The organism is Alcanivorax jadensis T9, from assembly GCF_000756655.1.
Lineage (GTDB): Bacteria > Pseudomonadota > Gammaproteobacteria > Pseudomonadales > Alcanivoracaceae > Alcanivorax > Alcanivorax jadensis.
The window spans coordinates 290,257-315,708 of record NZ_ARXU01000001.1; the positions used below are offsets into that span (position 1 = coordinate 290,257).

The window sequence follows — 25,452 nt, forward strand, 5'->3', positions numbered from 1 at the left end:
ATTTTTCAGGCCAGAGCCTTGAAGCCCCAGCGAGCCGGGTTGTCCCCCAGCCCGGCTTTCAGTGTTCGCCGGCCCAGTTGGTGGTTCAGGTTTTCCAGGGCTCGCTTGGCCGGGTCTGGCAGAAACCGCACACCGAAACTGGCGGCACTGACAGCGGTCTTTACCACTCGCACTGCTGTGGCGGCCGGAACACTGCTGTTGATGTTGAGATCATCCGCCACCTTGTCACCGATAAGATAGCGGCTGAAGCCCAGCAATACCTCATAGGACAAATTGAATGGCGGCTTGCCGGCCATGTCGCGCAATAGCGCCTTGGCGAGGGACTCGCTGTCCGCAGTGGGCTCGTACAGATGAGAGGTCAACTGCATGGCGAGGATTTCCTGCTCTTCCAGGGTGGTTGTCAGCAGTGCCTCGTCGACTCCGAGCAGGTAACCCGCATAACGCCAGAAATAGTGCATGGATTCATGCTCATGCCGACTGATCTGCAGGCCAAGACGCTTGAGCCCCCTGACCACCATGAAATCGAACTCCAGGATGGTGCCGGCCATGTCTTCCTGATTGATTGGCAGGTCGTATTTGGCATTGTCCCACCGGGGATTCCGGGCAAGAAACTGGCGAACTGCCGCGTGTAGCAGCCGCACTTCCATCAGCGTGCGGTGCCCCAGGCCACCCGGCCGGATACCGTCGTCGCCGACGATGTTGTGGAGCATCTGTCCGGTTTCGTAAATTCTGCGGGAAACGTCTTTCTGCAGGCGACCGGTGGCCACCAGTACCTGGGAGGGCTTGTTGTGCGCGTAGCCCTCCACAAGGCTTGAACACATCAGCACCAGACCCTGCAGTGCGCCATTGCGTCGGTACATGCGCCGACCCAGCTCCATGGCGTCGAAATCCACCCAGGATGGCACCGTATGGCAGTGGTCCAGAAAGGCCTGAAAATCCCCACCCTCTTCCCTGGCCCGTTTTTCCACCTCGTCGAGCAGCCCGGAAGGCCGGGTGAATGTGATTTGCGCAGCACATCGATCTGCCAGCGGGTCCTGCACCTGCCGCCAGGCATTCAGACGTTCATGGGAATAGCGATCCCACCAGACCCGTTCGCGGGGACTCTGCGGGCCTCGCTCGAAGCGGATCAGTTCCTGCGGTGTTGCCATCATTACCTCGCCATTGTTGTTATTTCGGAACTCATGAGTTCTGAGATAACGCTAGGCTGCCAGGGCTATACGGTCAACACACTAAACAGTGAAATCTGTTACCCCTTCGATAAGGGTGTTGATCAGCCATTGAGGCGCATCCAGAGGCAGGTCATGGCCAGCCTGGGGGTGGCATTTGATGGGTAGGTCCCAGGCCTGTGAAAGAGCCAGCGAGCAGGCCGGGTTGACCAGACGGTCCCCTGCCCCATTGATGATCAGCACTGGAACGCTTTCCGGTAAAGCGGCCGGGGCGCGAAAACGCATGGCAGCAAGTAGCTGTCTCAGGCTGTTACGCAGCGATACGGGTTGTTCGCGCGCATATTCCGCCCAGGTTTCTGCAAGCTGATGCAGAAACGCCGGCTCGCGCAGATTGGAGGTAATTTCCAGAATCGCGGTTTCCTTGCGTACCCGGTTACGACTGAACACCGCATCGCTGAGCAGGCGCCGGTAATTGGCCGGGCGCAAGCGACGCCAGAACGGGCTGTAACGGCTGGCACTAGTATTGATGAGGCCCGCAAAGGCCACTTCACGGGGGGCCTGACACAACCATTGCACAGCCACCATCGCTCCCAGTGATAAAGCGACCAGGTGATAGGGGCCCTGATGCCCCTGCGCGGTCAACTGGTCGCGTAGATGGACTACCATGGCAGCAATCCGAGTGGGGCTTTTCTCTTCACAGAAGTGGCCATTTCCGGGCAAATCCACCGTTACCACCCGATCCTGTGGCACACTGGCCTGAAACTGTTCAGGAAAGTCCTCCCAGTGTCTCTGCTCACGAACCAGGCCCCGCAACAACACCCAGGTTCTTCCCATGCTGACTTACCTCCCGAGATACAGACAAAATCAAACAGTGACTTTCGGTGCAGCCAATGACCCGATATCCAATACCGGCTAGAATGCCACCGGCGTTCAGGATGGCAAATGGAGTTTCTTCGCGACTATGACACGAAAAACCGTAAAACGGGTTAAGACCGGCTCGGTAGAGCGACGCTTTTCCATGGCCAAGGCCGGATTTCTGGCTGGCGCCAAGTATGCGACCGCCAGTGCCGGGGCCATCTTTACCCCAAAAGACCAGCGTGAGGCCCGCCGCAAGGAGAACCTGTCCGCCCGTGCCCAGGAGCTGGTGGATGAACTGGGCAGGCTCAAGGGCTCTGTGGTCAAGATCGGCCAGATGATGGCCCTGTTCGGCGAGCATTTCCTGCCCGAAGAAGTGACCACGGCGCTGCATACGCTGGAAAACCAGACCACCGCCCTGGAGTGGCCGTCCATTGAGCGCCATCTCAAGCGAGAGCTTGGCGAGGTCAAAATGGCGGAGCTGGATATTGAGGAGACCCCACTCGGGGCAGCCTCCCTGGCTCAGGTTCACAAGGCGATTCGCAAATCCGACGGCAAGGAGCTGGTGCTCAAGATCCAGTACCCCGGCGTGGCCGATGCCATTGATTCGGACATGCGCGCCCTCGTTCGCCTGCTCAAGCTGAGCCGGCTGGTACCGATGACCGAGCAATTCAATCTGTGGCTCGATGAAGTGCGCGAAATGCTCCAGCGGGAAGTGGATTACGATCTGGAAGCCCACACCACCCGCCATTTTCGACAGGTGCTGGCCGAAGATACCCGTTTTGTGGTGCCGGAAATCGTCACGGAGTACTCCAGCCACAACATCATGTGCATGACCTTCGAGCGCGGTATCAGCGTCACCGACCCGTCCGTGCTGAAGCTGTCCCAGGAGCGCCGCAACTTTATCGGTCGCGCCATTATGGAGCTGTGCTGTCGGGAAGTGTTCGAATGGAACAAGATGCAGACCGACCCGAATTTCGGTAACTATCTGCTGCGTTTTGGTGATAGCCCGGAGAACGACCAGATTGTGCTACTGGATTTCGGCGCCATTCGGGACTTTGATAACGAGGTGCTGGGTCCGGGCCGGGAAATGATTCGTGCCTCCTTCCATCACGACGGCGACCGCCTGGTCCGTGCCCTCAACGCCCTGGATTTTCTGTCTCGTGGCGCCCCGCGCCGGCTGCTGGATGATTTCTGTTCGCTGTGCTTTGAAGCCATTGAAGTGCTGCAGGACCCGGACCGCTACCCACCCCCGGCAGAAGTACTCAATGACAAAGGGGAATACTGCTGAGGCAACAGCGATCTGCCGAATCGCATCATGAATCGGGCCAGCCGCAATGCCTTGTCGGTGCACTTTGACGTGCCACCCAAGGAGTTTATCTTCCTGGCCCGCAAGCTACTCGGCGCCTACACCTTTTTGCACGTCATTGAGGCGGAAGTGCGGGGAAACACTATTCTCGAGCCTTTTATTCACATGCAGGAAGAGGCTGATGTGATCTTGGTTGATCAAAAAACCATCAGTCCGGTAGATTAATTGCTCAGAAAGTGACAAAAATGCGGTTTTATCACCCGCTTATCGGTGCGATAACGAATTGTCATTTGCCAAGGTGGCATAGCCACAATAAGGTTAGCACCCTGCTGAGAGCCTGTTTCAGGCCTTTGCGCCACCGACGAAGATCGTCGTCCGGTTTGCCTCACTGCAAAGATTGCAGTATCAGGTCCACCGGCGGTATTCGACCTTCGCAGTGTGATGGATGACAGTAACGGCCAGCCGGCCCCGCTTCTCCAGCACACTCGGGACGCAAGGGCCTGAGACAGGCTCTTGTCGGTCGGCTCCCATGAAGCGACCGTTTAACGAGGCTTTCAAGGCGCCGGGTTGCCAACTCTGCCGCCCTGATAGCTGATTATTTGCGAACCACAACGGGGGTAACGCAGGTGATTATCGGTGTTCCCAAGGAAATCTGCCCTGGCGAGCAGCGCGTTGCTATAACGCCTGCCAATGTCAGCGCACTGCTGAAAAAACAAGGTGTCGAGATCATCATCGAGCGTGGTGCCGGTGATATTGCCGGTTACCCGGACAGCACATTTGAAGCTGCCGGAGCCAAGCTGGTTGATCGCGACGAGATCTTTACTTCCGCGCAGGTGGTACTGCAGGTGCAAACGCCTGGCAGCAACACCCAGAACGGCAATGAAGATCTGGAGAAATTCAAGCAAGGCCAGATCGTTATCGGTATGACCGATCCGCTGGCCAACCCGCAATTTGCCCAGACCCTGGCCGACAAGAAAGTCACCGGCCTGGCGCTGGAGCTGGTACCGCGGATCACCCGCGCCCAGGCCATGGATGTACTCTCTTCTATGGCGATGATTGCTGGTTACAAATGCGTCCTGTTGGCCGCCAACGAATCCCAGCGCATGTTCCCCATGAACATGACCGCTGCCGGCACCATGAACGCCTCTCGCGTGTTCGTAATGGGTGCTGGTGTGGCAGGCCTGCAGGCCTGTGCTACCGCCAAACGCCTGGGTGCCGTGGTCGAAGCCTATGACGTGCGCCCCGCGGCCCGCGAACAGATCCTGTCTGTCGGCGCCAAGCCGGTAGAGCTGGACCTGGATACCGGTGAAGCCGAAGGCTCCGGTGGTTACGCCAAGGCTCAGGGCGAAGACTTCCTCAAGCGTCAGCGCGAGCTGATGACGGAAGTCATCAAGGAAATGGATGTGGTGATCACCACCGCTGCCGTTCCCGGCGCCAAGAGCCCGATTCTGGTCACCGAAGACATGGTCAAGGCCATGAAACCCGGCTCCATTATCGTGGATCTGGCCGCAGAACGTGGTGGCAACTGTGATCTGACCGAATCCGGCAAGACTGTTGTGAAGCACGGCGTTACCATCGTCGGCCCGGAGAACGTCCCCTCCTCCGTGGCGTTCCATGCCAGCCAGATGTTCGGCAAAAACATGGAAAACTTGCTCAACCTGCTGCTGGACGATAACGGCGATCTGCAACTGGACTTCGAAGACGAGATCGTTGCCGAAACCGTGGTCAGCCACAATGGCGACGTACCCCAGGCTCGCCTGCGTGACTTGCTCGGCCTGCCCGCTCTGGCGAAACCTGAGCCCGAGGCAGACGAATCCGCGGATGCGGACTCCGACGCCACTAAGGAGGAGGAGAAATAATGGATTTCGTAGCCCAACTAACCCTGTTTGTGCTGGCGATCTTCCTCGGTGTGGAACTGATCACCAAGGTTCCGCCCACCCTGCACACCCCACTGATGTCCGGTTCCAACGCGATTTCCGGTATTACCGTGGTGGGTGCCCTGATCGCCGCCGGTTCTGATTCCGGCATGCTGATCAATGTGCTGGGCTTTATCGCTGTGGTGCTGGCCACCATCAACGTGATTGGCGGCTTCATGGTCACCAATCGAATGCTGGCGATGTTCAAGAGGAAGTAATTCATGCAGAACTGGATTGATATCGCCTACTTGATCGCCGCCTGCCTGTTTGTGGTGGGCATCAAGGGGCTAACCAAGCCGAAAACTGCCGTGCGCGGGAACCTGCTGGCTGCCGCCGGTATGGGTGTTGCCGCCGTGGTCACCCTGCTCAACGAGCATATTGTTACTTATGAAGTCATCATCGCCGGCGTCGTGGTCGGCGGTCTGATTGGCGCTGTCATGGCCAAGAAGGTGCAGATGACTGCCATGCCGCAGATGATCGCTCTGCTGAACGGTTTTGGTGGTGGTGCGTCCTTTTCCGTGGCTTCCGCCGAGTTCTTCCGCGGCTCTGCCAACGACACGGTGTCCATCATTGCTACCGGCGCTGCCGTATTGATCGGTGCGGTCACCCTGACCGGTTCCCTGGTCGCGTTCGCCAAACTGCAGGAACTGATTGATGGCAAGCCCATGGGCTTCCCTGGCATGAAGCTGGTCAATGCTGTCCTGTTCATCGGCTCCATCGTCGGCATCGGTTACCTGGTTGCCAATCCGGGCAATGAGATGGTGTTCTGGGGTCTGGTGGCTGCGGCCATGGTCCTCGGCCTGTTGCTGGTACTGCCAATTGGTGGTGCAGACATGCCGGTGGTTATCGCCCTGCTGAACTCCTACTCTGGTGTGGCGGCATCCGCTGCCGGTTTTGTAATGGGCAACAGCGCCCTGATCATCACCGGTTCGCTGGTCGGCGCTTCTGGTCTGATCCTGACCAGTATCATGTGTAAAGCCATGAACCGCTCCCTCACCAACGTTCTGTTCGGTGTGATGGCGGAAGCTGGCGAAGCCATGGACGAAGACGAAGTCTATGCTGGCAAGGTGAAGTCTACCTCTGCAGACGAAGTTGCCATGATGCTGGAAACCGCACGTCGCGTTGTCATCGTGCCCGGCTTTGGTCTGGCCATGGCTCAGGCTCAGCATGCGGTCCGCGAAATGGCGGATACCATGGAAGCGATGGGTATCGAAGTCGAATACGCCATCCATCCGGTTGCTGGCCGTATGCCCGGTCACATGAACGTACTGTTGGCGGAAGCCGAAGTGCCCTACGACAAGCTCAAGGACATGGATACCATCAACCCCACCTTCGAGCAGACCGACGTAGCCATCGTGCTGGGCGCCAATGACGTGACCAACCCCATGGCCCGCGAAGACAAGGGCAGCCCGATTTACGGCATGCCTATCCTCAACGTAGACAAGGCCAAAACCGTGGTTGTGGTAAAACGCTCTCTGAGCGCCGGTTTTGCCGGCCTGCCCAACCCGCTGTTCGCCAAGGATAACACTCTTATGTTGTTCGGCGATGGCAAAGGCGCGGTGCTGGATATCACCACCGCCCTGAAAGAAGGCTGATCGGTAAGCGGATCAGGAAAAGGGGGAGCTTCGGCTCCCCTTTTTTGTTTCCGCCTGCGCTTTCTCTGTGGACTTGGGTCAACCTGAAAGGCGCCACCCATAAACAACGCCGCAACGGGTGGATCACGCATCCACGCTACCCAGTCATGCGGCGTTGCTTGTTTGCTTCCAGGCGACTACCCACAAAAAAGCCCGCCTCGTTGAGGCGGGCTTTTTTTGTGTTGCTGCAGCGGAAACGTGCTCGCATTACTTGAACGTATAAACCAGGCCTACAGTCACCTGATGATCCGTCTCCTTGCTGCCTGCCGGCACCTTGGATTCATGCTCCAGCAGATGGCGCAGCCGCAGAGCAAAGTGGCTGTTGATCTTGCTGGTCAGGGAAGTCTCCATCCGGGTGCTGGTGGAGTCTTCACCGACTTCACTGCTGATTTCTTCCTGGAACTCGGCGTTTTCACTGATCTGCCAGTGATACTTCAGAGCCAGACGGGCAATGGCGCTTTCTTCTGTGTCTGCACAGTCGCTGTAGGAATCTTCCGGCTCCAGGCACTGGACGCGATAACCGGGACCCGCTTCTATGTCCAGGGTATGCGCTTCGCGTTCGATGACGCGGCGACCCAAACCGACAGCGTAGCTGGCCTGATAATGGAAACCGGAGAAGTTGTCCTTCTCGTAGGTCACCACGTTAAACAGATAATTACGGGATTCCTCACCAAGCTTGCGATCCAGCTTATAAGAGGCAAAGTAATTCTCATCGGTACGGTTATATTCATCCGTCTCCTGATCCCGCTCTTTCTCATTGTTGGCATCAGCTTTGAAATGATGACGCCAAAACGCGCTGTCACGGCTGGCGTTAGCGTGAGCGTTAACCGAATCTGAATCGGTGTTGCCACGCTTGAAAAGCAGGCCTACGGAAACATCCCCGGACCATTTGCTAGCTTCGCTGGTGCCTTCCTCGGCCGCTACTGAAACCGCCGGCAAGGCGGCGGCAATCAGCATGGCAGCGAGATACTTACTGCGCATGAATCTCTCCTCTACTCACTTTTGTCCAGATGTACATCCATCTGTGGAAACGGAATGCCGATACCAGATTCATCAAAACGGCGCTTCACGGTTTCCGTGGTGTCCCAGAGTACCGGCCAGTAGTCGCCGCTCTTGACCCAAGGGCGGCACAGGAAATTGACGGAGCTGTCGGCCAGCTCGCCCACCACGATAGTCGGTGCCGGATCCTTCAGGACGCGTTCATCAGCAGCCAGAACCTCTTCCAGCACTTTTTTCACCACGGAAAGGTCCGCATCGTAAGCAACCCCGAACACCATATCTACCCTGCGGGTGGGTAATTCGGAGTAATTGGTGATGTTACTGGACATGATTGACCCGTTTGGCACGGTAATTACCTTGTTGTCAGGGCTATTCATCACGGTAGCGAATATCCGTATTTCCTTCACGGTACCGGAGGTGCCACCAGCTTCCACATAGTGACCAACCCGGAACGGCTTGAACATGATCAGCATCACGCCGGCCGCAAAGTTACCCAGGGAGTCCTTCAGGGCCAAGCCAACAGCCAGGCCGGCAGCACCGAGGATAGCTACCAGTGAGGTGGTTTCCACGCCCAGCTGGTCCAGAGAGGCGATGATGACGAAAACGAATAACAGGACATGAATGATGTTGCCCAGAAACTTGGCCACTTCCGTGTCCAGCTTTTTATCCATCACTCGGCCTAGCCATGCAGCCAGCTTGCCCACAATCCACTTACCGACAATAAAGATGACCAGCGCTGCGATGATATTCCAGGCGTAGGGCATCAGGTTTTCGTTGGCAAAGGTTTCAAGTTGAGACAGATATTGATCCATTAAACGTACTCCTCATCCAGTGAGCGCGAATTATGCCCATTCCTGTGGCTGGCCCAAGATGCAGACACAGACAAGTGCAGAATTTTACAAAGGTTTCACCTGACAACAACGACGTAAACAACCCGCCCGCTGCCAGCTTGCTACACATAATGAAACCTTCGTGCTCTGGTGACCAGTCCCGGCGCTCACTCGAGTCCATTTAGCTGCCAATACGTCTCCATGTCTGGGTATCTGCCGAGCTGGCCGGTATAATGCCCGGTCACATTTGCTGTCCTGTCGGAGTCTTCAATGTTCAAGAGCGTTCGTGCGCCCCTGACCGCCCAACTGCAACAACGCATCCTGATTCTGGATGGTGGCATGGGCACCATGATCCAGGGCTGCAAGTTCACCGAGGAAGACTTCCGGGGCAGCCGCTTTGCCGACTGGCCCAGTGACCTGAAAGGCAACAACGACCTGCTCTGCATGACTCAGCCGGAGCGGATCAAGGAATTGCACAAAGGCTATCTGGACGCTGGCGCTGACATCATCGAGACCAACTCCTTCAACGCCACCTCCATCGCCATGGCCGACTACGACATGCAGGATCTGGCGCGGGAGATCAATGTGGCGGCCGCCCGCGTGGCCCGACAGGCTGCTGACGAAGCCTCCACCCCGGACAAGCCGCGCTATGTGGCCGGCGTACTCGGCCCCACCAACCGTACCGCCAGTATCAGCCCGGACGTGAATGATCCCGGCTACCGCAACACCAATTTCGACAAACTGGTCGAAGCCTACCTGGAAGCACTGGATGGCCTGGTGGAAGGCGGTATCGACCTGATCCTCATTGAGACCATCTTCGATACCCTGAATGCCAAGGCTGCGGTATTCGCGGTGGATCAGTACTGTTACGAGAATGATCTGGACCTGCCGGTGATGCTATCAGGCACCATCACCGACGCCTCCGGGCGGACCCTCACAGGCCAGACCACCGAGGCCTTCTACAACTCCCTGCGCCACGCAAGACCGATCAGCGTCGGGCTCAACTGTGCCCTGGGACCCATGGAGCTGCGCCCCTACATCGAAGAGCTATCCCGGATCTCCGAGACCTATGTGTCCGCCCACCCCAACGCCGGGCTACCCAATGAAATGGGTGAGTACGATCTGGACCCGGCCACCATGGCCAAAGAAATCCGTGGCTGGGCGGAAAAAGGCTTCCTCAACATCATCGGCGGCTGCTGTGGCACCACCCCGGAGCATATCGCTGCCATGGCTGAAGCCGTGGCGGATTTACCGCCGCGCCAGCTTCCCGAGATTGAGGTAGCCTGCCGACTGTCCGGGCTGGAGCCATGCACCATCAGCAAGGATTCCTTGTTCGTCAATGTGGGCGAGCGCACCAATGTGACCGGCTCCAAGCGCTTCCTGCGCCTGATCAAGGAAGAGGATTACGACGCTGCTCTGGATGTGGCCCGCGATCAGGTGGAAAACGGCGCCCAGATCATCGACATCAACATGGACGAGGGGATGCTTGAATCCGCCGAGTGCATGGTGAAATTCCTCAACCTGGTGGCATCGGAACCGGAGATTTCCAAGGTGCCGATCATGATCGACTCCTCCAAGTGGGAGGTGATCGAGGCGGGTCTCAAATGCATCCAGGGCAAGGGGGTGGTGAACTCCATCTCCATGAAGGAAGGCGAAGAAGCCTTCCTGCATCAGGCGCGCCTGCTGCGTCGCTACGGCGCCGCCGTGATCGTCATGGCCTTTGATGAAGAAGGTCAGGCTGACACCCGCGAACGCAAGGTGGAAATCTGCACCCGCGCCTACAAACTGCTCACAGAAGAAGTGAACTTCCCGCCGGAAGACATCATCTTCGACCCGAATATCTTTGCCATCGGCACTGGCATCGAAGAGCACAACAACTATGCCGTGGACTTTATCGAAGCCGTAGGGGACATCAAACGCACCCTGCCCCACGCCATGATTTCCGGCGGGGTCTCCAATGTCAGTTTCTCCTTCCGTGGCAACGACACCGTGCGCGAAGCGATTCACGCGGTCTTCCTCTACTACGCCATCAAGAACGGCATGGACATGGGCATCGTCAATCCCAGCATGCTGGCGATTTATGCCGACATCCCCGAAGAACTGCGTAACGCTGTGGAAGACGTGGTGCTCAATCGCCGTGAGGACAGCACCGAGGTTCTGCTGGATCTGGCGGAGAAATACCGTGGCAGCGGTGCAGAGAAGGTCAAGAAGGAAGACCTGGCCTGGCGCGAATGGGAAGTGGAAAAGCGCCTGCAGCATGCCCTGGTCAAAGGCATCGCCGATTACGTGGAAGAAGACACCGAGCTGGCCCGGCAGAATGCGACCCGCCCCCTGCATGTAATCGAAGGCCCGCTCATGGATGGCATGAACGTGGTCGGTGATCTGTTTGGCGAGGGCAAGATGTTCCTGCCTCAGGTGGTCAAATCCGCCCGGGTGATGAAGAAAGCAGTGGCCTATCTGCTTCCCTACATGGAAAAGGAAAAGGAAGAGCTGGGCACCCAGGACGAAGCCAATGGCAAGATTCTGATGGCCACGGTGAAAGGCGATGTCCACGATATCGGCAAGAATATTGTTGGCGTAGTGCTGCAGTGTAATGGCTACGACGTGGTGGATATGGGCGTCATGGTGCCCTGCGAAAAAATCCTGGAAACCGCCAAGGCCGAGAAGGTGGATATCATCGGTCTGTCGGGCCTGATTACTCCGTCACTGGAAGAAATGGTCCATGTGGCCAGCGAAATGCAGCGACTGGGCATGAACCTGCCATTGATGATCGGCGGGGCCACCCCCAGCCGCATCCATACCGCCGTGAAAATCGACCCGGCTTACCAGGAAGCGGTAGTTCACGTAGCCGACGCCTCCCGGGCCGTGGGTGTGGCCTCCAAGTTACTCTCCAAGACCGCCAAGGCCGACTATGTCGCGGAGCTGAAGGAAACCTACGAAGGCCTGCGTGTCCGTCGTAAACAGCAACAGGTAGATCGCAGCCTGATTTCCATCGAGCAGGCCCGACAGCATCGTTTCCAGCCAGACTGGTCCGGCTACACCCCGCCCGAGCCGAAGGTAAAAGGGCTGAAGGTTTTCGACGACTACCCGCTGGAAGATCTGGTTCAACGCATCGACTGGACACCCTTCTTCCGCTCCTGGGAGCTGGCTGGCAAGTTTCCACGCATTCTGGAAGACGAGGTGGTGGGCACGGAAGCCACCAAGCTCTACCGGGATGCCCAGGCCATGCTTGAGAAAATCGTTGAAGAAAAGTGGCTAACTGCCCGTGCTGTAATAGGTTTCTGGCCAGCAAACTCGGTCATGGACGACATCGAGCTGTACCGTAACCCGGGTGACAAGGAGGCGTTTATGACTCTCCACCACCTGCGCCAGCAGCTCGACCGGAGCAAGAATGACAAACCGGATTTCTGCCTTAGCGACTTTATCGCGCCCAGGGAAACCGGCCTCACCGACTGGCTGGGCGGCTTCGCCGTTACCGCAGGCAGCGGCATTGACGAACACGTGGCCCGCTTCGAGGCAGATCACGACGACTACTCCTCGATCATGATCAAGGCCCTGGCGGATCGTCTCGCCGAAGCCCTGGCCGAGCGCATGCACGAAAAAGTCCGCAAGGAATACTGGGGCTATGCCAATAACGAGGCGCTCAGCAATCAGGACATGATCAGCGAAAAATATCAGGGCATCCGCCCTGCCCCCGGTTACCCGGCCTGCCCGGACCACACCGAGAAAGCCCTGTTGTGGGAGCTGCTGGACCCGGAACAGAATGCCGGCATGACGCTGACGGAAAGCTACGCCATGCTGCCAGCCGCGGCTGTCTCCGGCTGGTACTTCTCACACCCGGAGGCCAAATACTTCGGCACTGGCAAGCTGGCCAAGGACCAGATGGACGACTATGCCGCCCGCAAGGGAATGACCCGCAAGGAAATTGAGCGGATGGTGCCACATCTGCTGGGTTATATGGACGAAGAACAGAGATGATTTGTACGAGGAGCGCCTCGAGAGGCGCTCCTCAACTGAGCTATTTCACCCGCGCTGATGCGGAAGCTCGAAACGGGCTTCCCATTCACTGGCATCGATGGATTCCTGGTAACCATGCCAGGTGGCATAGCCGAGCACCGGAAGCAGCACAGCAAGCCCCAGATAGGCCGTCAGCAGCCCCACCAGCAAACACACCCCGATTAGAAACGCCCACAGGAACAGCGCCAGCTTGTTGCGCAATACCGCATTAATGCTGGTAATCACCCCGGTCACCATATCCGTGCGACGATCCATGATCATCGGCAGCGAGAACACGCTGGCGGTAAAGATGATGGCGCAGAAAACCGCACCAACACTGCTGCCCACGCCGAAAAACAGCAGGATGTCATTCCAGTGCCATTCATTGACCGGGTAGAAGATGTAAATCAGGTTGGCCGCCCGCGCCCAGATCAGAAAGACCACAATCATTATCACGGTGTAGGTCAGCGCATCCCCCATGCAATGGCGGGCCTGACGCAGGCTTTCCCTGAGTGTCGGGGTCTGATTCTGCTGGATTTGAATACTGATATCGTAGAGGTTCAGGGCAAGGATCGGCCCGAGAAAAACAAAACCGGAAATCAGCCCCAGGTAGAGGCCCATATTGCCGAACCACCAGGTGGCAGCCGTGATCAGGTAACTGAGTCCGACCATGATAAACCCGTAGATCAGGCTCGGCCCCGGCGCGGCACGAAAGTCCTGCCAGCCCTTGCGCAACCAGCGCAAAGGCGCCGAAGGGGCAATGTTATGACAGGGAGCCACAAAGGGGCGGGTATCTTCTTCCTGATGATGGTTATCGTTGTTCATGACATGCCCGCGTGGTGAAACGATACCAGCTCAATCTTCGGCAATCTTCGCGGACACATCAAGACTGCCATGGGTGGCATCCAGATGACCGGGCAGTTCATCCTGAACACTGTGCATCACATCGCTGGCGGACCAGATGGCAGGAATCCCATAGCTGACCGCCAGGCTGGCAGCACCATTGCAGGGATCTTTCTCGGCGATAACCAGACCACCAGCCTGAACCAGCCAGGGCAACCAGGCAGGCTCAACCTGGTCGACGACCACAATATCCCCGGGGCAGATCCGATTCAGGCTCCAGGCACTGCACACCCGTCGTATCGGCCCCTCTACCCTGCCCGGCACCAGCGGCAAGCCCCGCAGCAGCGGACTAAGGCGTTGACCGCCGCCAAAACCGTAACCAATCTGATCCATTTTCCAGTCCGGCGCACCCTGCAAGCCGTCATCCAGGTAACGCAGTTTGCGGTCGCCAATCACCTCGCGATTGGCACTGGCAGGCAATTGCTGCGCCATCCAGAGCTGCCACAGTTCATCGAAGTACAGAAAATAAATATCATCCGGATGTTGCAGCCGTCCCTGATTCACCGCCACAGCACCCATGGCGCGCAGCAGACCACGCAGCCGGTTGCCGATGGCAAAGCGCAGGCCACGAGCCTGACGGGCCAGTGACAACCAGCGTGCATCTTCCACTGAAGGCTCGGCACAGCTGGGCAGATCCCCTGTGGCGCTGGCATACAAACCATTCAGATTGCCTGCCTGGGCCGGGCTTTCGTTCAACGGCGCGTGCACCGGGTCAGCCCCCGGGCGCAGGCCGGTTTCCCTTAATGCCTCGGACCGCCCCTTCACCAGAGCGTCAATTGCGTCCTTCTCAGAGCCGGTAACCAGCATTTTCAGGGGGAAAGGTGCCGTGTAGGAGTGACTGCGGTCCGGCAAGGCCAGGTATCCGACTTCCCCCTCAACGCTACTGAGCCGCTCACCCATGCCGTCAAGCTGCATGAAGGCTCGCCATAGCCCTTCCTGGGTAGCAGCTGGATGCTGCCAGCGTTTCAAGTCCCGGCCCACCCTGGCCAGCGTCAACTGATGCCGGTAAACAGTGAATCTGTCCACCAGGTTGCTGCCAGACACCGTATCGGCACGGCTCTCAAGCTGTTGCCATGCCGGCGGCAGGAAGCGGCTGGCCCCGGCGTGCTGACTCTGCAGCTCACGGAAAAATGCACAGTTGGTGTACAGGTGACTGTGCTGGCGACGGTAGGGTTCGACCTTGGCCAGCGATTGCCAGCCCTCACGGGCCACCAGAGGCTCCCAGAAGGCGGTCTTCAGCCAGCGCCCTGCCAGGGTGTACCACAATGGCGTTTCCACCTGAGTGAACAATCCGTTCCCTGCCCGGCGCGTCCATGCCTCCTTGGGCATGGGGAGCGACCCCACCGGCAGGGTTTGCAACAGCCACAACTGCTGCCCATCAAAGACCCATTCGCCCGCCTGGGGGCGCTGGAAATTTTGTTTAAGCTGCTCATGGAGATCTCGCAACAGTGGCGCGCCAACCTGGTCACCAAGAGCCAGCTCCTCGTGGGAAGCATGCACCAGGCGGCCGTCATCATCGAAAATCAGCCGTTGGCGCTCGCTGCTACCATCAAGAACCCCTTCTACCACCATGTGAGGAAGGTCCTGTCTTAATGGGTGGCGGGTGAAGAGCACGCCGGCGGCCTGCTGGCGCGGCAATGCCTGGATCACCACATGATCCGGCCCCTGTTCACGCTGGAAGATGCTGCGTAACGCCGCCGCAAGAGATTCATCGGAATCCAGATTGAGCAGACTTTCACGCTGGGAATCCGGATTCATCGGGCCTTGTTGCAGGACCCAATAACGTTCTTCGCTGAACATGCGCGGCAAGGCGCGCAGTTGTTGTGCCAGGGATTCCGGGGAGCTGTCCTGCACCACGTCCCGTTTCACCCGCCAGCTCGGCGGCACAGGCAGCCCCATGGCCGCCCAGCGCTGCAGGTTTTCGCTGCCCTGCGCGTCAGCAGTCAGTACTTCAATGCCCATGACCTGATTCTTGTTTGACGATGTTTTTCGACAGCCGCAGCCCTAACCAGTACAACACCGGTATCAGCAACAGCGCCCCAATAGCGATTGCCGCGGCAATTCCCCCGAACAGTACCGGCGCCTTCATCAAGGTGCTCATCAGCGAATCCTGCCAGTAGAAGAACCACTCATTTTCGGCAGGAAATAGCCACACGTGTAACTGATAGAAAACCTGAGTCGGCCCGGCAACGGCCAACCACGCTATCACAGCCCCTACCCCGAAAACAGTTATCCCCATGCGCTGCCGCATGGGCGGTATCCCCAGGCGGATACACAACAAGGCCAGCGGCAGCCACAGCAACGCCAGGGCCAGCATCAACCAGCACCCGAAATCAATCAGGTCTGCCACATCCTGCAAATGGCGGACCTCCGCGTCATGCAGCAACGGTATCGGTGCCCTGCCCGGTAGCGTGTAGTGAATGTCTGCCAGGCCTTCGCCCTGCTGGTGAACGGCATCGCGGATTTGCTCGAATGCCCGATGGTGTTGCTCGCTCGGCAATTGCTCAAAACCGTAACGGAAGCGATTCTGGGGACCGTATTCTTCTATGTGCGCGCCGATATCGAGCTGCTGATACCAGAAGCCATACCCATAATTTGCCTGACTGTACAGCGCCCAACTGATCAGCACGGAAAGCAATACAGCCGTGACAGCGTAGAAGAACCACACTAAAGTGGCAGCGATCGGGCATTTTTGTACTGTTTTTTTCATAGTACCCCACAAGCATAAACCAGAATAATAAACAGAGGACGTAGCGCCATGCGACCGCTCTTCATGTCGATAGCCCTTTTTTTGGGCGCCATCGCCATTACCGGCTGTACCACCACACTTCCCAACACCAATGATCGTTTTGCCAGGCAAGCTCTGGAAGCCGATTACTACCAGGTTCGCATCCCGACCCGGGACGGCAAAAAACTGGCTGCCACGGTATATCAACCGGAGCTGCAGAGTGGCCAGAGTGCGCCACTGGTGATTGCCACCCATGGCTTTGGCGGCTTCCGCGCCAAGCGGCCGCTATCCGTGTACGGCAAGGCCATTCTCACTGGTGAAGCCGCCATTGCCGCCTGGAAAGCCGGCTACTGGGTAGTCTTCTATGACCAGCGTGGCTGGGGCCAGTCCGATGGCCGAGTCCATATGATGGACCCGGATTATGAAGTGGCGGACCTGAGTCAAGTGATCGACTGGTCCCTGTCCCATCTGCCCGGCGTTCAACGCCTGGAAGACGGCAGCCCGGCCATCGGCATGATCGGCGAATCCTACGGTGCTGGCCTGCAAACTCTGGCGGCATTTACCGAGCCTCGTCTGAAAGCCCTGGTGCCGCTCACCGGTTGGTACGACATGAACAGTATCGCCCCCAATGGCGAATTTCGCACTGCCTGGGGCGCAGTATTACTTGGCTTTGGCGGAATCAATAGCGGTTTTGATATTGGCGAGATGTTTGCCGACCCCTGGCGCAGCGCTTTCGATGGCACTGTCAGCCGAGACATGCAGGCACTGATGTACAAACGCAGCGCTGCCAGTTTCTGCGACCAGGGCAAGACACCCTATGCCGATGCCCTCTTTATTCAGGGCTTCAGTGACAGCCTGTTCCCTTTCCAGCAGGCAGAAATGAACTACGACTGCTGGCAGGCACAGGGTCGCGATGCCCGGATCATCGGTATGGAAAGCGGCCACGTGATGCCCTGGCCAATCCAGAAATGGCGTGGCTGGTTACCCTTTTACCAGACCGACGACATGGTTCACTGTGGCGACTATAGCGAAACCACCGTGGACACGATTATCAACTGGTGGGACGAGAAACTGCGCGGCGAAGAACCCAGCGTACCGCAATACTGCATCAATGTTACCAGCGACCGGGGACTTGCCATGGAGGGCGAAGGCATTATGAATGGCGGCAGCCGCTATGCCCTCTCCCCTACCCGTGTGACCATTCCCCTGGCCGGTGCCTTCGAGTGGTTGATGGCCGGTTTCGATATCGGCGGTGACATGTTCCGTGCCATGTGGCCCGGTGCCGACCTGCGGGAATTAAAACCCAATGGCGGCTTCGGGCGCCCCAAATTTGTTCCCCTCTATGTGGCTCGAGGCGATGATGAAGTTCTACTGGGCAAGCCACGTATTGAACTGAACCTGGCCGGTACCTCCGGTGGCAAAAGCATGCCCGTATTTGTGGGGGTGGGGATTCAGCACGCCAATCGCCGTCGGGTACACGTTGCCAGCGAACAACTGACACCCCTGCCGGAAAAAGGCATCCACAACATGGAATTACCGGCGGTTAGCCAGCCGCTTGAAGACGGGGATCGTGTTGGCCTGATTATTTACGGATTTACGGCCCAGTTCCCGCTGAACTCCGCCTTCCTGGCCAGAAACGCCACGGTCAAAGGGGATATATGGTTACCGTTGACCCGTGAAGAGGCTATTTCGCTGGTACCGGAGCGACCTTTCTAACCGAAAAAGTCACCTTGGCGGTGGGAGAAAGAGGGTGCGGAACACATGACGTAGTAAATTCCGCGCCCTCTCATTGATTGATCTGTACAGGCACCACGGCAGACCGTTGGCGCGCGAACTCGTCCGCCGCAAAGCCTTCCAGGCCATCCTCGAAAAACAGACTTACCGTAAAGCGCAGCTCTTCCGGCTGCGGCCATCCATGCAGAGAATATCCCAGGTTAGGCCACTGGCCGGGGAACTGCTCGGGTTCAACGGCCAGCAAAGCGTCATCCTGATAAATTAGCGCCAACGGCGTTTCCATCAGTTCATCAGGGACGGTCAGATGAGTGAGCAAGGCAAAATCCCGCTTGCTGTCAAACAGGATCCAGTTGGCATTCATGGTCATGGTCTGATCTGCAAAGGCCTGATCATCCGCCTTGCCGTCAACAATGACCGGATTATCGACAAAATTTGCCGTATACACAGCGGCCCCTGACTGACCATTTCCATCCACCGTCACCGACACTTCCGGCTCTTTTAGTGTAGCCCGGTAAAGATCCGGAATTTTGGCGTAGGTGTGGGCTTCGTAATGAGAGGCATAACGCATGGCTTGCACCTGGATGGTCATGACGGGAATCCCGGCTAGCACCACCCGGGTGCGCAGGTGCATGACCGAGCGGATCGGCCCCACAGAAAATCCCACACGTTTCGGCCGCAGATTATGGTTATCCAGTGTCATGCGGGTAAACCGGGACAGCACCCCTGCGCTCATGCGCATCTTCAAGGTATCAATGATGGAGCCTTCACCCTGATACCCGCGGTAGCCGAGATAATGCCAATTCAGTTCGTTGTCTGGATCCACGTCCAGCCGATAGAGCGCTGTACGGGTTTCCCCGCTATCAACATCGTGAGCCACATAATAATTGCCACTACGCTCATTGTTGCCTCGCACCAGATAAAAATGGCAACTATCGGCAACGGTGAGTTCGCTGATCACTTCGCCCTGTTCAGGCTCGAGCCCCTCCGGAGCGTGCGGTCCGGCATCTGTCAGCATCATCAAAAGCTGGTCATCTGCATCCAGCTGGCCCGGTGAACCGGCAAGCGCAAAGCCGGAATCCTCAAACCAGACCATGCCCTTCTGGTCCATTTCATCAAACTGATAGGCCACCGGGACAAAACGTCCCCCCTCAACCCGCATTACCGACAGTGCCGACAGCTCCATTGCGGATGCAGCCGGGAGCTGGGCACCGGAAATTTTCACCACTCGGCCGCGGTCAAGAGGGTCGAAGCGACACTGGGCGTCGGCCGTAGCGGCGAGAATCAGCGTACTGAAAGCCAGAAGGAGGCGAAGCGTCATATTATTGCTGCAGGGTTGCCCGAACGGTTGCAGTGCCGGATTTGCCTCCCGGCGTCATTTCCAGGTTCCCCAGCTGCACCCCCTTCTCTTGCAGGGACTGCAACCAGAGCACGGTCTGGGCGGCAGGCTGTTCTTCAAGCTGGATACGGACTGAGCGATTGCCATCCGGGGAAAAGCCTTTCAGGGTAAGGCCAAACTCATCCGCACTGCGGCTCACATCACTGACCCAGTTGTCGGGCAAACGGCTATTGCTGTTGCTGCCGGCACGGGCGGCCTGCACCGCACCGCTGTTAGCGTTAATCCATTCCAAGGTCTGCATGTTAGCCACGTATTGCTGGCGGGCTTGATCCCTGGCAGCCAGTGACGGCGCCCAGATCAGCCAATACAGCACCACGAAAACCGCCACCCCGGCGAGCACTTTGAGTACCGTTTTTTCGCGGGCTTCTCGGCTGGCATACCATTGCTCCAGCTGCGACCAGCGTTCGGAAGCCAGTTTCTTCAATTCAGCAGATGTCATCCTGGCTGCTCCACCTTGATCCGCGCACTGACGCCCTGTGCGCCGTTGCGATAATTGGCAATGGAAGCATTGCCTCCCTGCTTCCTTATGGCATTCTGCAGGGCTTCAAGCTGGGCATAATCCTTGGCACCCACATCCACCAGCAACACATTCTGACGCTGATCATACTGGAGCCGCTTGGGCTCCATTTTCATGTCCTTGAGTACCTGCGCTACCGGCGCCAGCAGCGGGAAAAAGGCCGCTCCGCCACCATCAGCACCGCCACCGAGGCGGGCCAGGCGGCCCTGGAACTGGCGATTCAGTGCAGAGGTTGCCTTGTCTCCGGGAAATAACTGCTCGTAACGATTCTTGGCTTGCGCCAGGGCGGCATCCGCCGCCTGCTGGTAACGCCATTGCTGCACCCAAACAGCCACTACAGCAACCAGGAAGACGGCCGCGGCCAGATAGGCAACCGGACGCCAGGGCCCAAGCAGTGCACTTTCCCTGCGGGTCTGGCGTGGCATATAGGGGCCGGTAAGCAGCTCCTGGCCATGGCGATGGCGCAGGTCAGTAAACAGGGCTTGCAGGTCGACCTGACGGGCCTGATCCAGGCTATCGCCTAACAGGGGAGCAAACGCTTCCTGCTGGTCTTCGTCGATGACCAGACCCTGCTCCCGGTCAATTAACAACAGTTGTTGGCCATTCCCCAGGTCTGCAGTTAAAGGCAGCATGGCCTGCAGGCAATCCGCATCGACCTGTAAAGAGGCCAGGTGGGCACCGGCCTCCCCAGCCCATTGCTTGAGGTTGGTGATCAGTTCGCGACGCACCGCCGACACCTGATAGTCGTCGCCACTACCCTTGCGGGAAACGAACCAAAGGTCATCCGGATTATCGAGCAGCTGCTCTTCCAGCAAATAAGGAAGCACGCGCTGGAGGTGACGCGCCTGTTTCCGGCTGAGAGTGACATGGGTCAGCCTTGCACAGGAAACACTGACAACCACAGAGACGTTGCTGCCCTGACAGGCAGCCAGCGCCTCACCCAGCGCAAGCCATTGTACGGTTTCACCGTTGCGGGACTGGTAAAGCACCGGGTTGTCCGGTTGCCATTCGGTTTCCCCGGCGCCGGCAAGGTAAATCAAGGGAGCATCTGCCACGCTAATCCGTCCTTCCATCATTATTCTTCAGCATGCACCACGCTCTTGCGGGGCTACATCTGGCTTCTAATCAGGTACCGGCAGCATTGTAGAAGGGATTGCATGCCGGTTCGAGTGGCGTCAGCAGTGGACTGACCTGACGACTGAACACGGAGGTTGTTTTCCCTTGGCCATTGGCACGATGAAGGCGGCTGACCAGGCGACTGAGCTGGCCGTCCACTTCCACATCTACCATTACCTGAAAATACTCACTGCTGACACCCAATAGACTGGCAAGATCATTCTTCACATTGGCTGAAAGGCCATTGAAAGCCCCCAGCTGCATCATACTGTTTATATCGGTGATGGGCTCCTCCTTGCGCGCCTGCAGTACTGCCTGTACTGCTGCGGCGCCAGCCACGTCACCAATAACGGCATCCAGCACTTGCGGCGGCGCAGTATTCACATTCAACGTGGTGCCCAAGGGTAACGCAGTGAACAGCCCCCACACCATGGCGTCCTTGGGCTGGTCTGTTAGGCGGAAACTAAGCAACGCGCGCAACTCGGATTCGTGCGCCGCCGGCATATTAGGTGTGCGGCGGCTACGGTATTCCGGATCTTCCGCCCCTTCCACATTGTCGACAATATTGTTGCTGTCCAGCCAGTCGGCCATTTCATTGGCCAGCCGCGAAGCATTGGCCTCACCGGGAAAGGTCTGCTCGATCAGGCGGGTCAATTGAGAGATGGCCTGGGGGCTGCGAATAAACTCATCACCGGAAGCAGTGATCAGCCAGTTCAGATTAAAGCGACCCTGCAGATCCTGAACGCTGGCACTGAGCATGGCATCGTCGTAGGGCGTCGGCGGCAACTGCACTGCCCACTGCTCCTCGACACAGTCGTCCACCATGGCATTGTTATTGCGATCATCATCCAGATCATCGATCAGCCCCTGCTGGGCCACCACTTCAGCCGCCATGGCGTATTGATAGCGTTTATCCCATTGCAGCAGGTTATCTGCCCGGGTCAGGAACCGATCCTGGCGGAAGATAATTTCCAGGGTAATGGTGGTCAGAATAGCGAACAGCATCAGCACGATAATCAGTGCCACCCCCTGCTGCTTTCTTCGAGGCGTCAGGCCCATGGATTCACCACCGTACGGTAAAACCGGTGAATGGTATCGCCATCTTCCAGCTCGATTTCCACCTCGATGCTTTTCGGTAACCGTTGCTGCCAGACCGGAACGGCAGCCAGGGCCACGTCCGGCCACAGTTCCAGCCATTGCCACTCGCCCTGTGGAGTCTTGTCCAGATAACGCACCGTAAAACGGGCCACGTCGTCGATCAGCACGTCTTCCTGATATTCGGTGGCCACATTGGTATCAAGCACCGGCCAGTAACGGCGATAGAGTTTGCCATCTTCCAGGGTATAGATAACCCGCTGCATTTCGCTGCGCTGTCGCAGCCCGAAGGGGTTGGACCAACCCAGCCGGGTAAATTCCACATAATTGTCACGCCCGATGATGGCGGGCTGCGGGTCACCATAGGGGTCGCGGACCGGACGACTGATCAGCTGTTCGAAATCCAGGGTCAGGTAGGTGATGGCGCGCTGGTTGCGTTCCATGATGCTAGCGTTGGCATTGAGTTGCTCACGGCCCTGCAGCGCACTGCCGAGGAAACTGGCTACCCACACATAGATAAACGCAAAGATGGCGATAGTGACAACCATCTCCAGCAGCGTGAACCCTTTGTTCGCAGAGCGCCCTGTGATCATGACGCCGGCTTGCCGATCAAGCTAGCCAAGCGGTAGGCCATACCACCCTTGTCGTCACCCTGAAGCGGGCCCACTTCGATATCCACACGCCGGGTATCCGGGTAAGGGCCTTCTGAAATGGTGGTTTCTATCCACCAGTCACGGCCGTTACGGGTGACTTCACTGTCGGAGGTGCCCGTGGTTGGCCATTGCTGGTACACCTGCATTTCCACCAGTTTGTCAGACGCCACCAGGAACCCCAGATGGGTCTCGTTGATATTGGTGTAAGCCCTGGCAGTGGCGCCCATGCTCTGGCCGAGAGTGACCATAACCAGCGCCAGAATGGACACGGCGACCAGCACTTCGACCAACGTAAAACCCCGCTGTCCACTCCTCACTGTTCGCTCTCCTCGTCATCCCTGGCGTCGGGATCACTGAACTGGCCCAGGGCGGACACACGCAAACGTTGCTCGGCTTCCAGATCATCATAGGCACGAAGCGTCAGTGTCAGCGGCGAGACCTCACCACTGGGGAAGAAAAACACCTGGGGAAAAACCGCCTCGTCCTGATCGGAGTCGTCGCTTTGTTCGCCATCAAGAAATTCCTTGCCCGACCCGGCCATCACATCGTCCTGAACCAGGTTTTCGGCCACCTCACTCAGGCTGGCCTGATCTTCACCCAGATCATCCAGCTCCCAGACCAGTTCCAGTGAAGGCGGCAGTTTGTGAGCCTTCAGCGCCGTATCATCCACGGGCAGAAAATCACCCTCGATTCTGTCGTAGGCCAGTGGGGTCCAGCCGGTGGCTTCCAGTCGCAGGGCCAGCAATTGACCGGAGAAAAGGCTGCGCTCATTGAGTAGTGCCAAGGTGTCTTCCAGGCGGGCGGCTTCCTCCTCGAGCTGTCGGTCGTCGCTGGTCCAGTTGCCCTGGGACACCAGCACCGCCGTGAGCAGCCCCATCAGCATCACCACCACCATGATTTCCAGCAGTGTGAATCCAGCCTGACCGACGGGGCGTAGGCGCATGTTACTGAATGTCGCGCCAGTTGATGTCCGCATCAGAACCTTCACCACCCTCTACCCCATCGGCGCCAAGGGAAAGCAGATCGAAAGGCCCTTCGACACCGGGACTGATATAGACATAGTCGTTATTCCAGGCATCCTCGGGTACGCTGGACAGATAACCACCGTCAGGCCATTTGCGGGCAGACGCCGGGCGCTCAACCAATGCATTGAGCCCTTCTTCACTGGAGGGGTAACTGCCGTTGTTGAACTTGTAGAGATCCAGCTGCTGGACAATCTTGCCCATGTTGGCCTTGGTCAAGTCCACTTTAGCCCCTTCACCCTGGCCGATAACATTGGGCACGATAACTGCGGCCAGCAGGCCGATAATGGCCACAACCACCATAATTTCCAGCAGGGTAAACCCCGACATGGCGCCTTTCGTTTTCATTCTTCCACCTATCCGGCTAGTAAATTGTTCATCTGCATGATGGGCAACATGACCGACAGCACGATAAGCACCACCACACCCGCCATGAACAGCAGCATGATGGGGCCCAGCAGGCCCACCATAGTACTGACAGTGCTACTCAGTTCCCGTTCCTGGTAATCCGCCGCCCGGGTGAGCATATGATCCAGCTCACCGCTGGCTTCGCCACTGGCAATCATCTGTACCAGCATGGGCGGAAAATACCCACTGGCATCCAGGGCCCGACTCAGGCTACCGCCCTCGCGAACCTTGGCGGCGGCATTCTTGACCGCGTTTCTTACCTCAAGGTTACCGACCACCTGGGCGGCAATAAACAGGGCATCCACCAGGGGGACCCCGGAACGACCGAGAATCCCAAGAGTGCTGGCGAGGCGGGCACTGTCGGCGGCCCTCAACATGGTGCCCACCATCGGCATGGTGACCAGCCTGCGGTGCACCCGCAAACGGAATGCGGGGTCGCGCATCGCCCGCATGAAAGCCACAATCGCGACTATAATCAGCAGCATCAGCAGCCAGCCCCAGTCGCGGGTAAAGTCGCTGAGAGCCATAACAATACGGGTCAATAACGGTAAAGACTGGTCCCGTCCTTCGAACACAGCCACCAGTTTGGGCACCACGAAGGTCATCATCAGCATGATGACAATGGTGGCAAACACCATGATAAAGGCTGGGTAGATCATCGCCTGAGCGACCGAGCGCCCGGTGTCATGGCGGGTCTCCAGGTAATCCGCCAATTGCTCAAGGACCTGTTCCAGGTGACCGCTCTGCTCGCCTGCCGCCACGGTGGCACGGTACATTTCCGGGAAAGCTCGAGGAAAAGATTCGAAGCTGTGGGCAAGACTGAAGCCCTCGCGCACCCTGGCGCGAACCGCCAGGATGATCCGTTCGATACGGTCATTGGCAGCCTGCTTGGCCACCGCCGAAAGGGCCTGCTCGACAGGCAGGCCGGATTTGAGAAGCGTGGCCAGTTGACGGGTCAACAATGCCTGCTCGGCGCCATTGAGCTTGCCGGAACCGGAAAAACGCCCCAGGCCGGCAGAGCTGCTGCTGTCCTGAGCCTCGTTGACCTCAATGGGAACCCAGCCCTTGTCACGGAGCTGTTGGCGTACCTGGCGAGCACTGTCGGCTTCCAGGGTGCCTTTCTTGATTTTGCCCCTGTGATCCAGGGATCGGTATTCGAATGCAGGCATGGATCA

Annotated in this window: 23 protein-coding genes; 7 read left to right on the forward strand and 16 right to left on the reverse strand. The window is 57.9% G+C overall.

What is annotated here, in order from left to right; translation table 11 throughout:
• Nucleotides 1-5 precede the first annotated feature (5 nt).
• Nucleotides 6-1,151, reverse strand: a complete 1,146-nt coding sequence (locus T9A_RS01335; RefSeq protein WP_232221953.1) for an oxygenase MpaB family protein — start codon at nt 1,149-1,151, stop codon at nt 6-8.
• A gap of 78 nt (nt 1,152-1,229) precedes the next feature.
• Complete coding sequence (locus T9A_RS01340; RefSeq protein ID WP_035244435.1) at nt 1,230-2,000, reverse strand: alpha/beta fold hydrolase; 771 nt, start codon at nt 1,998-2,000, stop codon at nt 1,230-1,232.
• A 127-nt stretch (nt 2,001-2,127) separates the two neighbouring features.
• On the opposite strand from T9A_RS01340, the gene T9A_RS01345 reads away from it, so the two are divergent.
• The 5 genes from T9A_RS01345 to T9A_RS01360 all read left to right on the forward strand — a co-directional run bounded on the left by T9A_RS01345 (nt 2,128) and on the right by T9A_RS01360 (nt 6,841).
• Nucleotides 2,128-3,312, forward strand: a complete 1,185-nt coding sequence (locus T9A_RS01345; protein ID WP_232221954.1) for an ABC1 kinase family protein — start codon at nt 2,128-2,130, stop codon at nt 3,310-3,312.
• Between the two features lie 27 nt (nt 3,313-3,339).
• Nucleotides 3,340-3,555 carry a hypothetical protein gene (locus T9A_RS17245; RefSeq protein ID WP_232221955.1) on the forward strand — a complete coding sequence of 72 codons (216 nt, stop codon included), beginning with the start codon at nt 3,340-3,342 and terminating at the stop codon, nt 3,553-3,555.
• Nucleotides 3,556-3,956: 401 nt separating this feature from the next.
• The gene (locus tag T9A_RS01350; protein ID WP_035244437.1) at nt 3,957-5,189 is read left to right on the forward strand and encodes a Re/Si-specific NAD(P)(+) transhydrogenase subunit alpha; all 1,233 of its coding nucleotides are present in this window, start codon (nt 3,957-3,959) and stop codon (nt 5,187-5,189) included.
• Nucleotides 5,189-5,464 carry an NAD(P) transhydrogenase subunit alpha part 2 gene (locus tag T9A_RS01355; RefSeq protein ID WP_035244439.1) on the forward strand — a complete coding sequence of 92 codons (276 nt, stop codon included), beginning with the start codon at nt 5,189-5,191 and terminating at the stop codon, nt 5,462-5,464. Before T9A_RS01350 ends, T9A_RS01355 begins: the two co-directional genes overlap by 1 nt.
• A gap of 3 nt (nt 5,465-5,467) precedes the next feature.
• On the forward strand, nt 5,468-6,841 hold the full coding sequence (locus T9A_RS01360) for an NAD(P)(+) transhydrogenase (Re/Si-specific) subunit beta (protein ID WP_035244441.1): 1,374 nt from the start codon (nt 5,468-5,470) through the stop codon (nt 6,839-6,841).
• Between the two features lie 246 nt (nt 6,842-7,087).
• Here T9A_RS01360 and T9A_RS01365 read toward each other — a convergent pair whose 3' ends face one another.
• Nucleotides 7,088-7,861, reverse strand: coding sequence for a DUF481 domain-containing protein (locus T9A_RS01365; RefSeq protein WP_035244443.1), 774 nt, complete (start codon nt 7,859-7,861; stop codon nt 7,088-7,090).
• Nucleotides 7,862-7,872: 11 nt separating this feature from the next.
• Nucleotides 7,873-8,691 carry a mechanosensitive ion channel family protein gene (locus T9A_RS01370; protein WP_035244445.1) on the reverse strand — a complete coding sequence of 273 codons (819 nt, stop codon included), beginning with the start codon at nt 8,689-8,691 and terminating at the stop codon, nt 7,873-7,875.
• A 288-nt stretch (nt 8,692-8,979) separates the two neighbouring features.
• Here T9A_RS01370 and metH point away from each other — a divergent pair, with 288 nt between their 5' ends.
• Nucleotides 8,980-12,687: a methionine synthase gene (gene metH, locus T9A_RS01375; RefSeq protein ID WP_035244447.1), complete on the forward strand. Its 3,708-nt coding sequence runs from the start codon at nt 8,980-8,982 to the stop codon at nt 12,685-12,687.
• 45 nt (nt 12,688-12,732) lie between these two features.
• Here metH and T9A_RS01380 read toward each other — a convergent pair whose 3' ends face one another.
• From T9A_RS01380 to T9A_RS01390, 3 genes are read right to left on the reverse strand one after another with little or no spacing between them, the layout of a single operon-like run.
• Nucleotides 12,733-13,530: a DUF2189 domain-containing protein gene (locus tag T9A_RS01380; protein ID WP_035244449.1), complete on the reverse strand. Its 798-nt coding sequence runs from the start codon at nt 13,528-13,530 to the stop codon at nt 12,733-12,735.
• A 30-nt stretch (nt 13,531-13,560) separates the two neighbouring features.
• On the reverse strand, nt 13,561-15,570 hold the full coding sequence (locus tag T9A_RS01385; protein WP_035244451.1) for a PEP-utilizing enzyme: 2,010 nt from the start codon (nt 15,568-15,570) through the stop codon (nt 13,561-13,563).
• A complete protein-coding gene (locus T9A_RS01390; protein ID WP_035244452.1) occupies nt 15,560-16,318 on the reverse strand; it encodes a lipoprotein intramolecular transacylase Lit in 759 nt (252 codons plus the stop codon). The genes T9A_RS01385 and T9A_RS01390 overlap by 11 nt, the downstream gene beginning before the upstream one ends.
• 48 nt (nt 16,319-16,366) lie before the next feature.
• On the opposite strand from T9A_RS01390, the gene T9A_RS01395 reads away from it, so the two are divergent.
• Nucleotides 16,367-18,052: an alpha/beta hydrolase gene (locus tag T9A_RS01395; RefSeq protein ID WP_232221956.1), complete on the forward strand. Its 1,686-nt coding sequence runs from the start codon at nt 16,367-16,369 to the stop codon at nt 18,050-18,052.
• 70 nt (nt 18,053-18,122) lie between these two features.
• Here the strand turns inward: T9A_RS01395 and T9A_RS01400 are convergent, their stop codons facing one another.
• The 9 genes from T9A_RS01400 to gspF all read right to left on the reverse strand — a co-directional run bounded on the left by T9A_RS01400 (nt 18,123) and on the right by gspF (nt 25,446).
• A complete protein-coding gene (locus tag T9A_RS01400) occupies nt 18,123-19,388 on the reverse strand; it encodes a hypothetical protein (RefSeq protein WP_035244454.1) in 1,266 nt (421 codons plus the stop codon).
• Between the two features lies 1 nt (nt 19,389).
• Nucleotides 19,390-19,905 carry a type II secretion system protein M gene (gspM, locus tag T9A_RS01405; protein ID WP_035244455.1) on the reverse strand — a complete coding sequence of 172 codons (516 nt, stop codon included), beginning with the start codon at nt 19,903-19,905 and terminating at the stop codon, nt 19,390-19,392.
• Nucleotides 19,902-21,038, reverse strand: a complete 1,137-nt coding sequence (gspL, locus tag T9A_RS01410) for a type II secretion system protein GspL (protein WP_035244817.1) — start codon at nt 21,036-21,038, stop codon at nt 19,902-19,904. Before gspL ends, gspM begins: the two co-directional genes overlap by 4 nt.
• Before the next feature lie 70 nt (nt 21,039-21,108).
• Nucleotides 21,109-22,158 carry a type II secretion system minor pseudopilin GspK gene (gspK, locus tag T9A_RS01415; RefSeq protein ID WP_035244458.1) on the reverse strand — a complete coding sequence of 350 codons (1,050 nt, stop codon included), beginning with the start codon at nt 22,156-22,158 and terminating at the stop codon, nt 21,109-21,111.
• On the reverse strand, nt 22,149-22,787 hold the full coding sequence (gene gspJ, locus T9A_RS01420) for a type II secretion system minor pseudopilin GspJ (RefSeq protein ID WP_035244460.1): 639 nt from the start codon (nt 22,785-22,787) through the stop codon (nt 22,149-22,151). The genes gspK and gspJ overlap by 10 nt, the downstream gene beginning before the upstream one ends.
• Nucleotides 22,784-23,164: a type II secretion system minor pseudopilin GspI gene (gene gspI, locus T9A_RS01425; RefSeq protein WP_035244461.1), complete on the reverse strand. Its 381-nt coding sequence runs from the start codon at nt 23,162-23,164 to the stop codon at nt 22,784-22,786. The genes gspJ and gspI overlap by 4 nt, the downstream gene beginning before the upstream one ends.
• Entirely contained in the window at nt 23,161-23,790 is a 630-nt protein-coding gene (gene gspH / locus T9A_RS01430; RefSeq protein ID WP_035244819.1) for a type II secretion system minor pseudopilin GspH, read from the reverse strand. Before gspH ends, gspI begins: the two co-directional genes overlap by 4 nt.
• Before the next feature lies 1 nt (nt 23,791).
• Nucleotides 23,792-24,217 carry a type II secretion system major pseudopilin GspG gene (gene gspG, locus T9A_RS01435; RefSeq protein WP_035244463.1) on the reverse strand — a complete coding sequence of 142 codons (426 nt, stop codon included), beginning with the start codon at nt 24,215-24,217 and terminating at the stop codon, nt 23,792-23,794.
• An 8-nt stretch (nt 24,218-24,225) separates the two neighbouring features.
• Nucleotides 24,226-25,446, reverse strand: a complete 1,221-nt coding sequence (gene gspF / locus T9A_RS01440) for a type II secretion system inner membrane protein GspF (protein ID WP_035244465.1) — start codon at nt 25,444-25,446, stop codon at nt 24,226-24,228.
• Nucleotides 25,447-25,452 lie beyond the last annotated feature (6 nt).

Excerpts from the sequence above, each read along its gene's own strand:
- gspK (WP_035244458.1), bottom strand. The coding sequence starts at position 22,158 with ATGGGCCTGACGCCTCGAAGAAAGCAGCAGGGGGTGGCACTGATTATC.
- T9A_RS01360 (WP_035244441.1), top strand. The coding sequence starts at position 5,468 with ATGCAGAACTGGATTGATATCGCCTACTTGATCGCCGCCTGCCTGTTT.
- T9A_RS01365 (WP_035244443.1), bottom strand. The coding sequence starts at position 7,861 with ATGCGCAGTAAGTATCTCGCTGCCATGCTGATTGCCGCCGCCTTGCCG.
- T9A_RS01355 (WP_035244439.1), top strand. The coding sequence starts at position 5,189 with ATGGATTTCGTAGCCCAACTAACCCTGTTTGTGCTGGCGATCTTCCTC.
- T9A_RS01400 (WP_035244454.1), bottom strand. The coding sequence starts at position 19,388 with ATGACGCTTCGCCTCCTTCTGGCTTTCAGTACGCTGATTCTCGCCGCT.
- gspH (WP_035244819.1), bottom strand. The coding sequence starts at position 23,790 with ATGCGCCTACGCCCCGTCGGTCAGGCTGGATTCACACTGCTGGAAATC.
- T9A_RS01370 (WP_035244445.1), bottom strand. The coding sequence starts at position 8,691 with ATGGATCAATATCTGTCTCAACTTGAAACCTTTGCCAACGAAAACCTG.
- metH (WP_035244447.1), top strand. The coding sequence starts at position 8,980 with ATGTTCAAGAGCGTTCGTGCGCCCCTGACCGCCCAACTGCAACAACGC.
- T9A_RS01335 (WP_232221953.1), bottom strand. The coding sequence starts at position 1,151 with ATGATGGCAACACCGCAGGAACTGATCCGCTTCGAGCGAGGCCCGCAG.
- T9A_RS01390 (WP_035244452.1), bottom strand. The coding sequence starts at position 16,318 with ATGAAAAAAACAGTACAAAAATGCCCGATCGCTGCCACTTTAGTGTGG.
- gspF (WP_035244465.1), bottom strand. The coding sequence starts at position 25,446 with ATGCCTGCATTCGAATACCGATCCCTGGATCACAGGGGCAAAATCAAG.
- T9A_RS17245 (WP_232221955.1), top strand. The coding sequence starts at position 3,340 with ATGAATCGGGCCAGCCGCAATGCCTTGTCGGTGCACTTTGACGTGCCA.
- T9A_RS01340 (WP_035244435.1), bottom strand. The coding sequence starts at position 2,000 with ATGGGAAGAACCTGGGTGTTGTTGCGGGGCCTGGTTCGTGAGCAGAGA.
- gspM (WP_035244455.1), bottom strand. The coding sequence starts at position 19,905 with ATGACATCTGCTGAATTGAAGAAACTGGCTTCCGAACGCTGGTCGCAG.
- T9A_RS01345 (WP_232221954.1), top strand. The coding sequence starts at position 2,128 with ATGACACGAAAAACCGTAAAACGGGTTAAGACCGGCTCGGTAGAGCGA.
- T9A_RS01380 (WP_035244449.1), bottom strand. The coding sequence starts at position 13,530 with ATGAACAACGATAACCATCATCAGGAAGAAGATACCCGCCCCTTTGTG.
- gspJ (WP_035244460.1), bottom strand. The coding sequence starts at position 22,787 with ATGATCACAGGGCGCTCTGCGAACAAAGGGTTCACGCTGCTGGAGATG.
- T9A_RS01395 (WP_232221956.1), top strand. The coding sequence starts at position 16,367 with ATGCGACCGCTCTTCATGTCGATAGCCCTTTTTTTGGGCGCCATCGCC.
- gspG (WP_035244463.1), bottom strand. The coding sequence starts at position 24,217 with ATGAAAACGAAAGGCGCCATGTCGGGGTTTACCCTGCTGGAAATTATG.
- T9A_RS01385 (WP_035244451.1), bottom strand. The coding sequence starts at position 15,570 with ATGGGCATTGAAGTACTGACTGCTGACGCGCAGGGCAGCGAAAACCTG.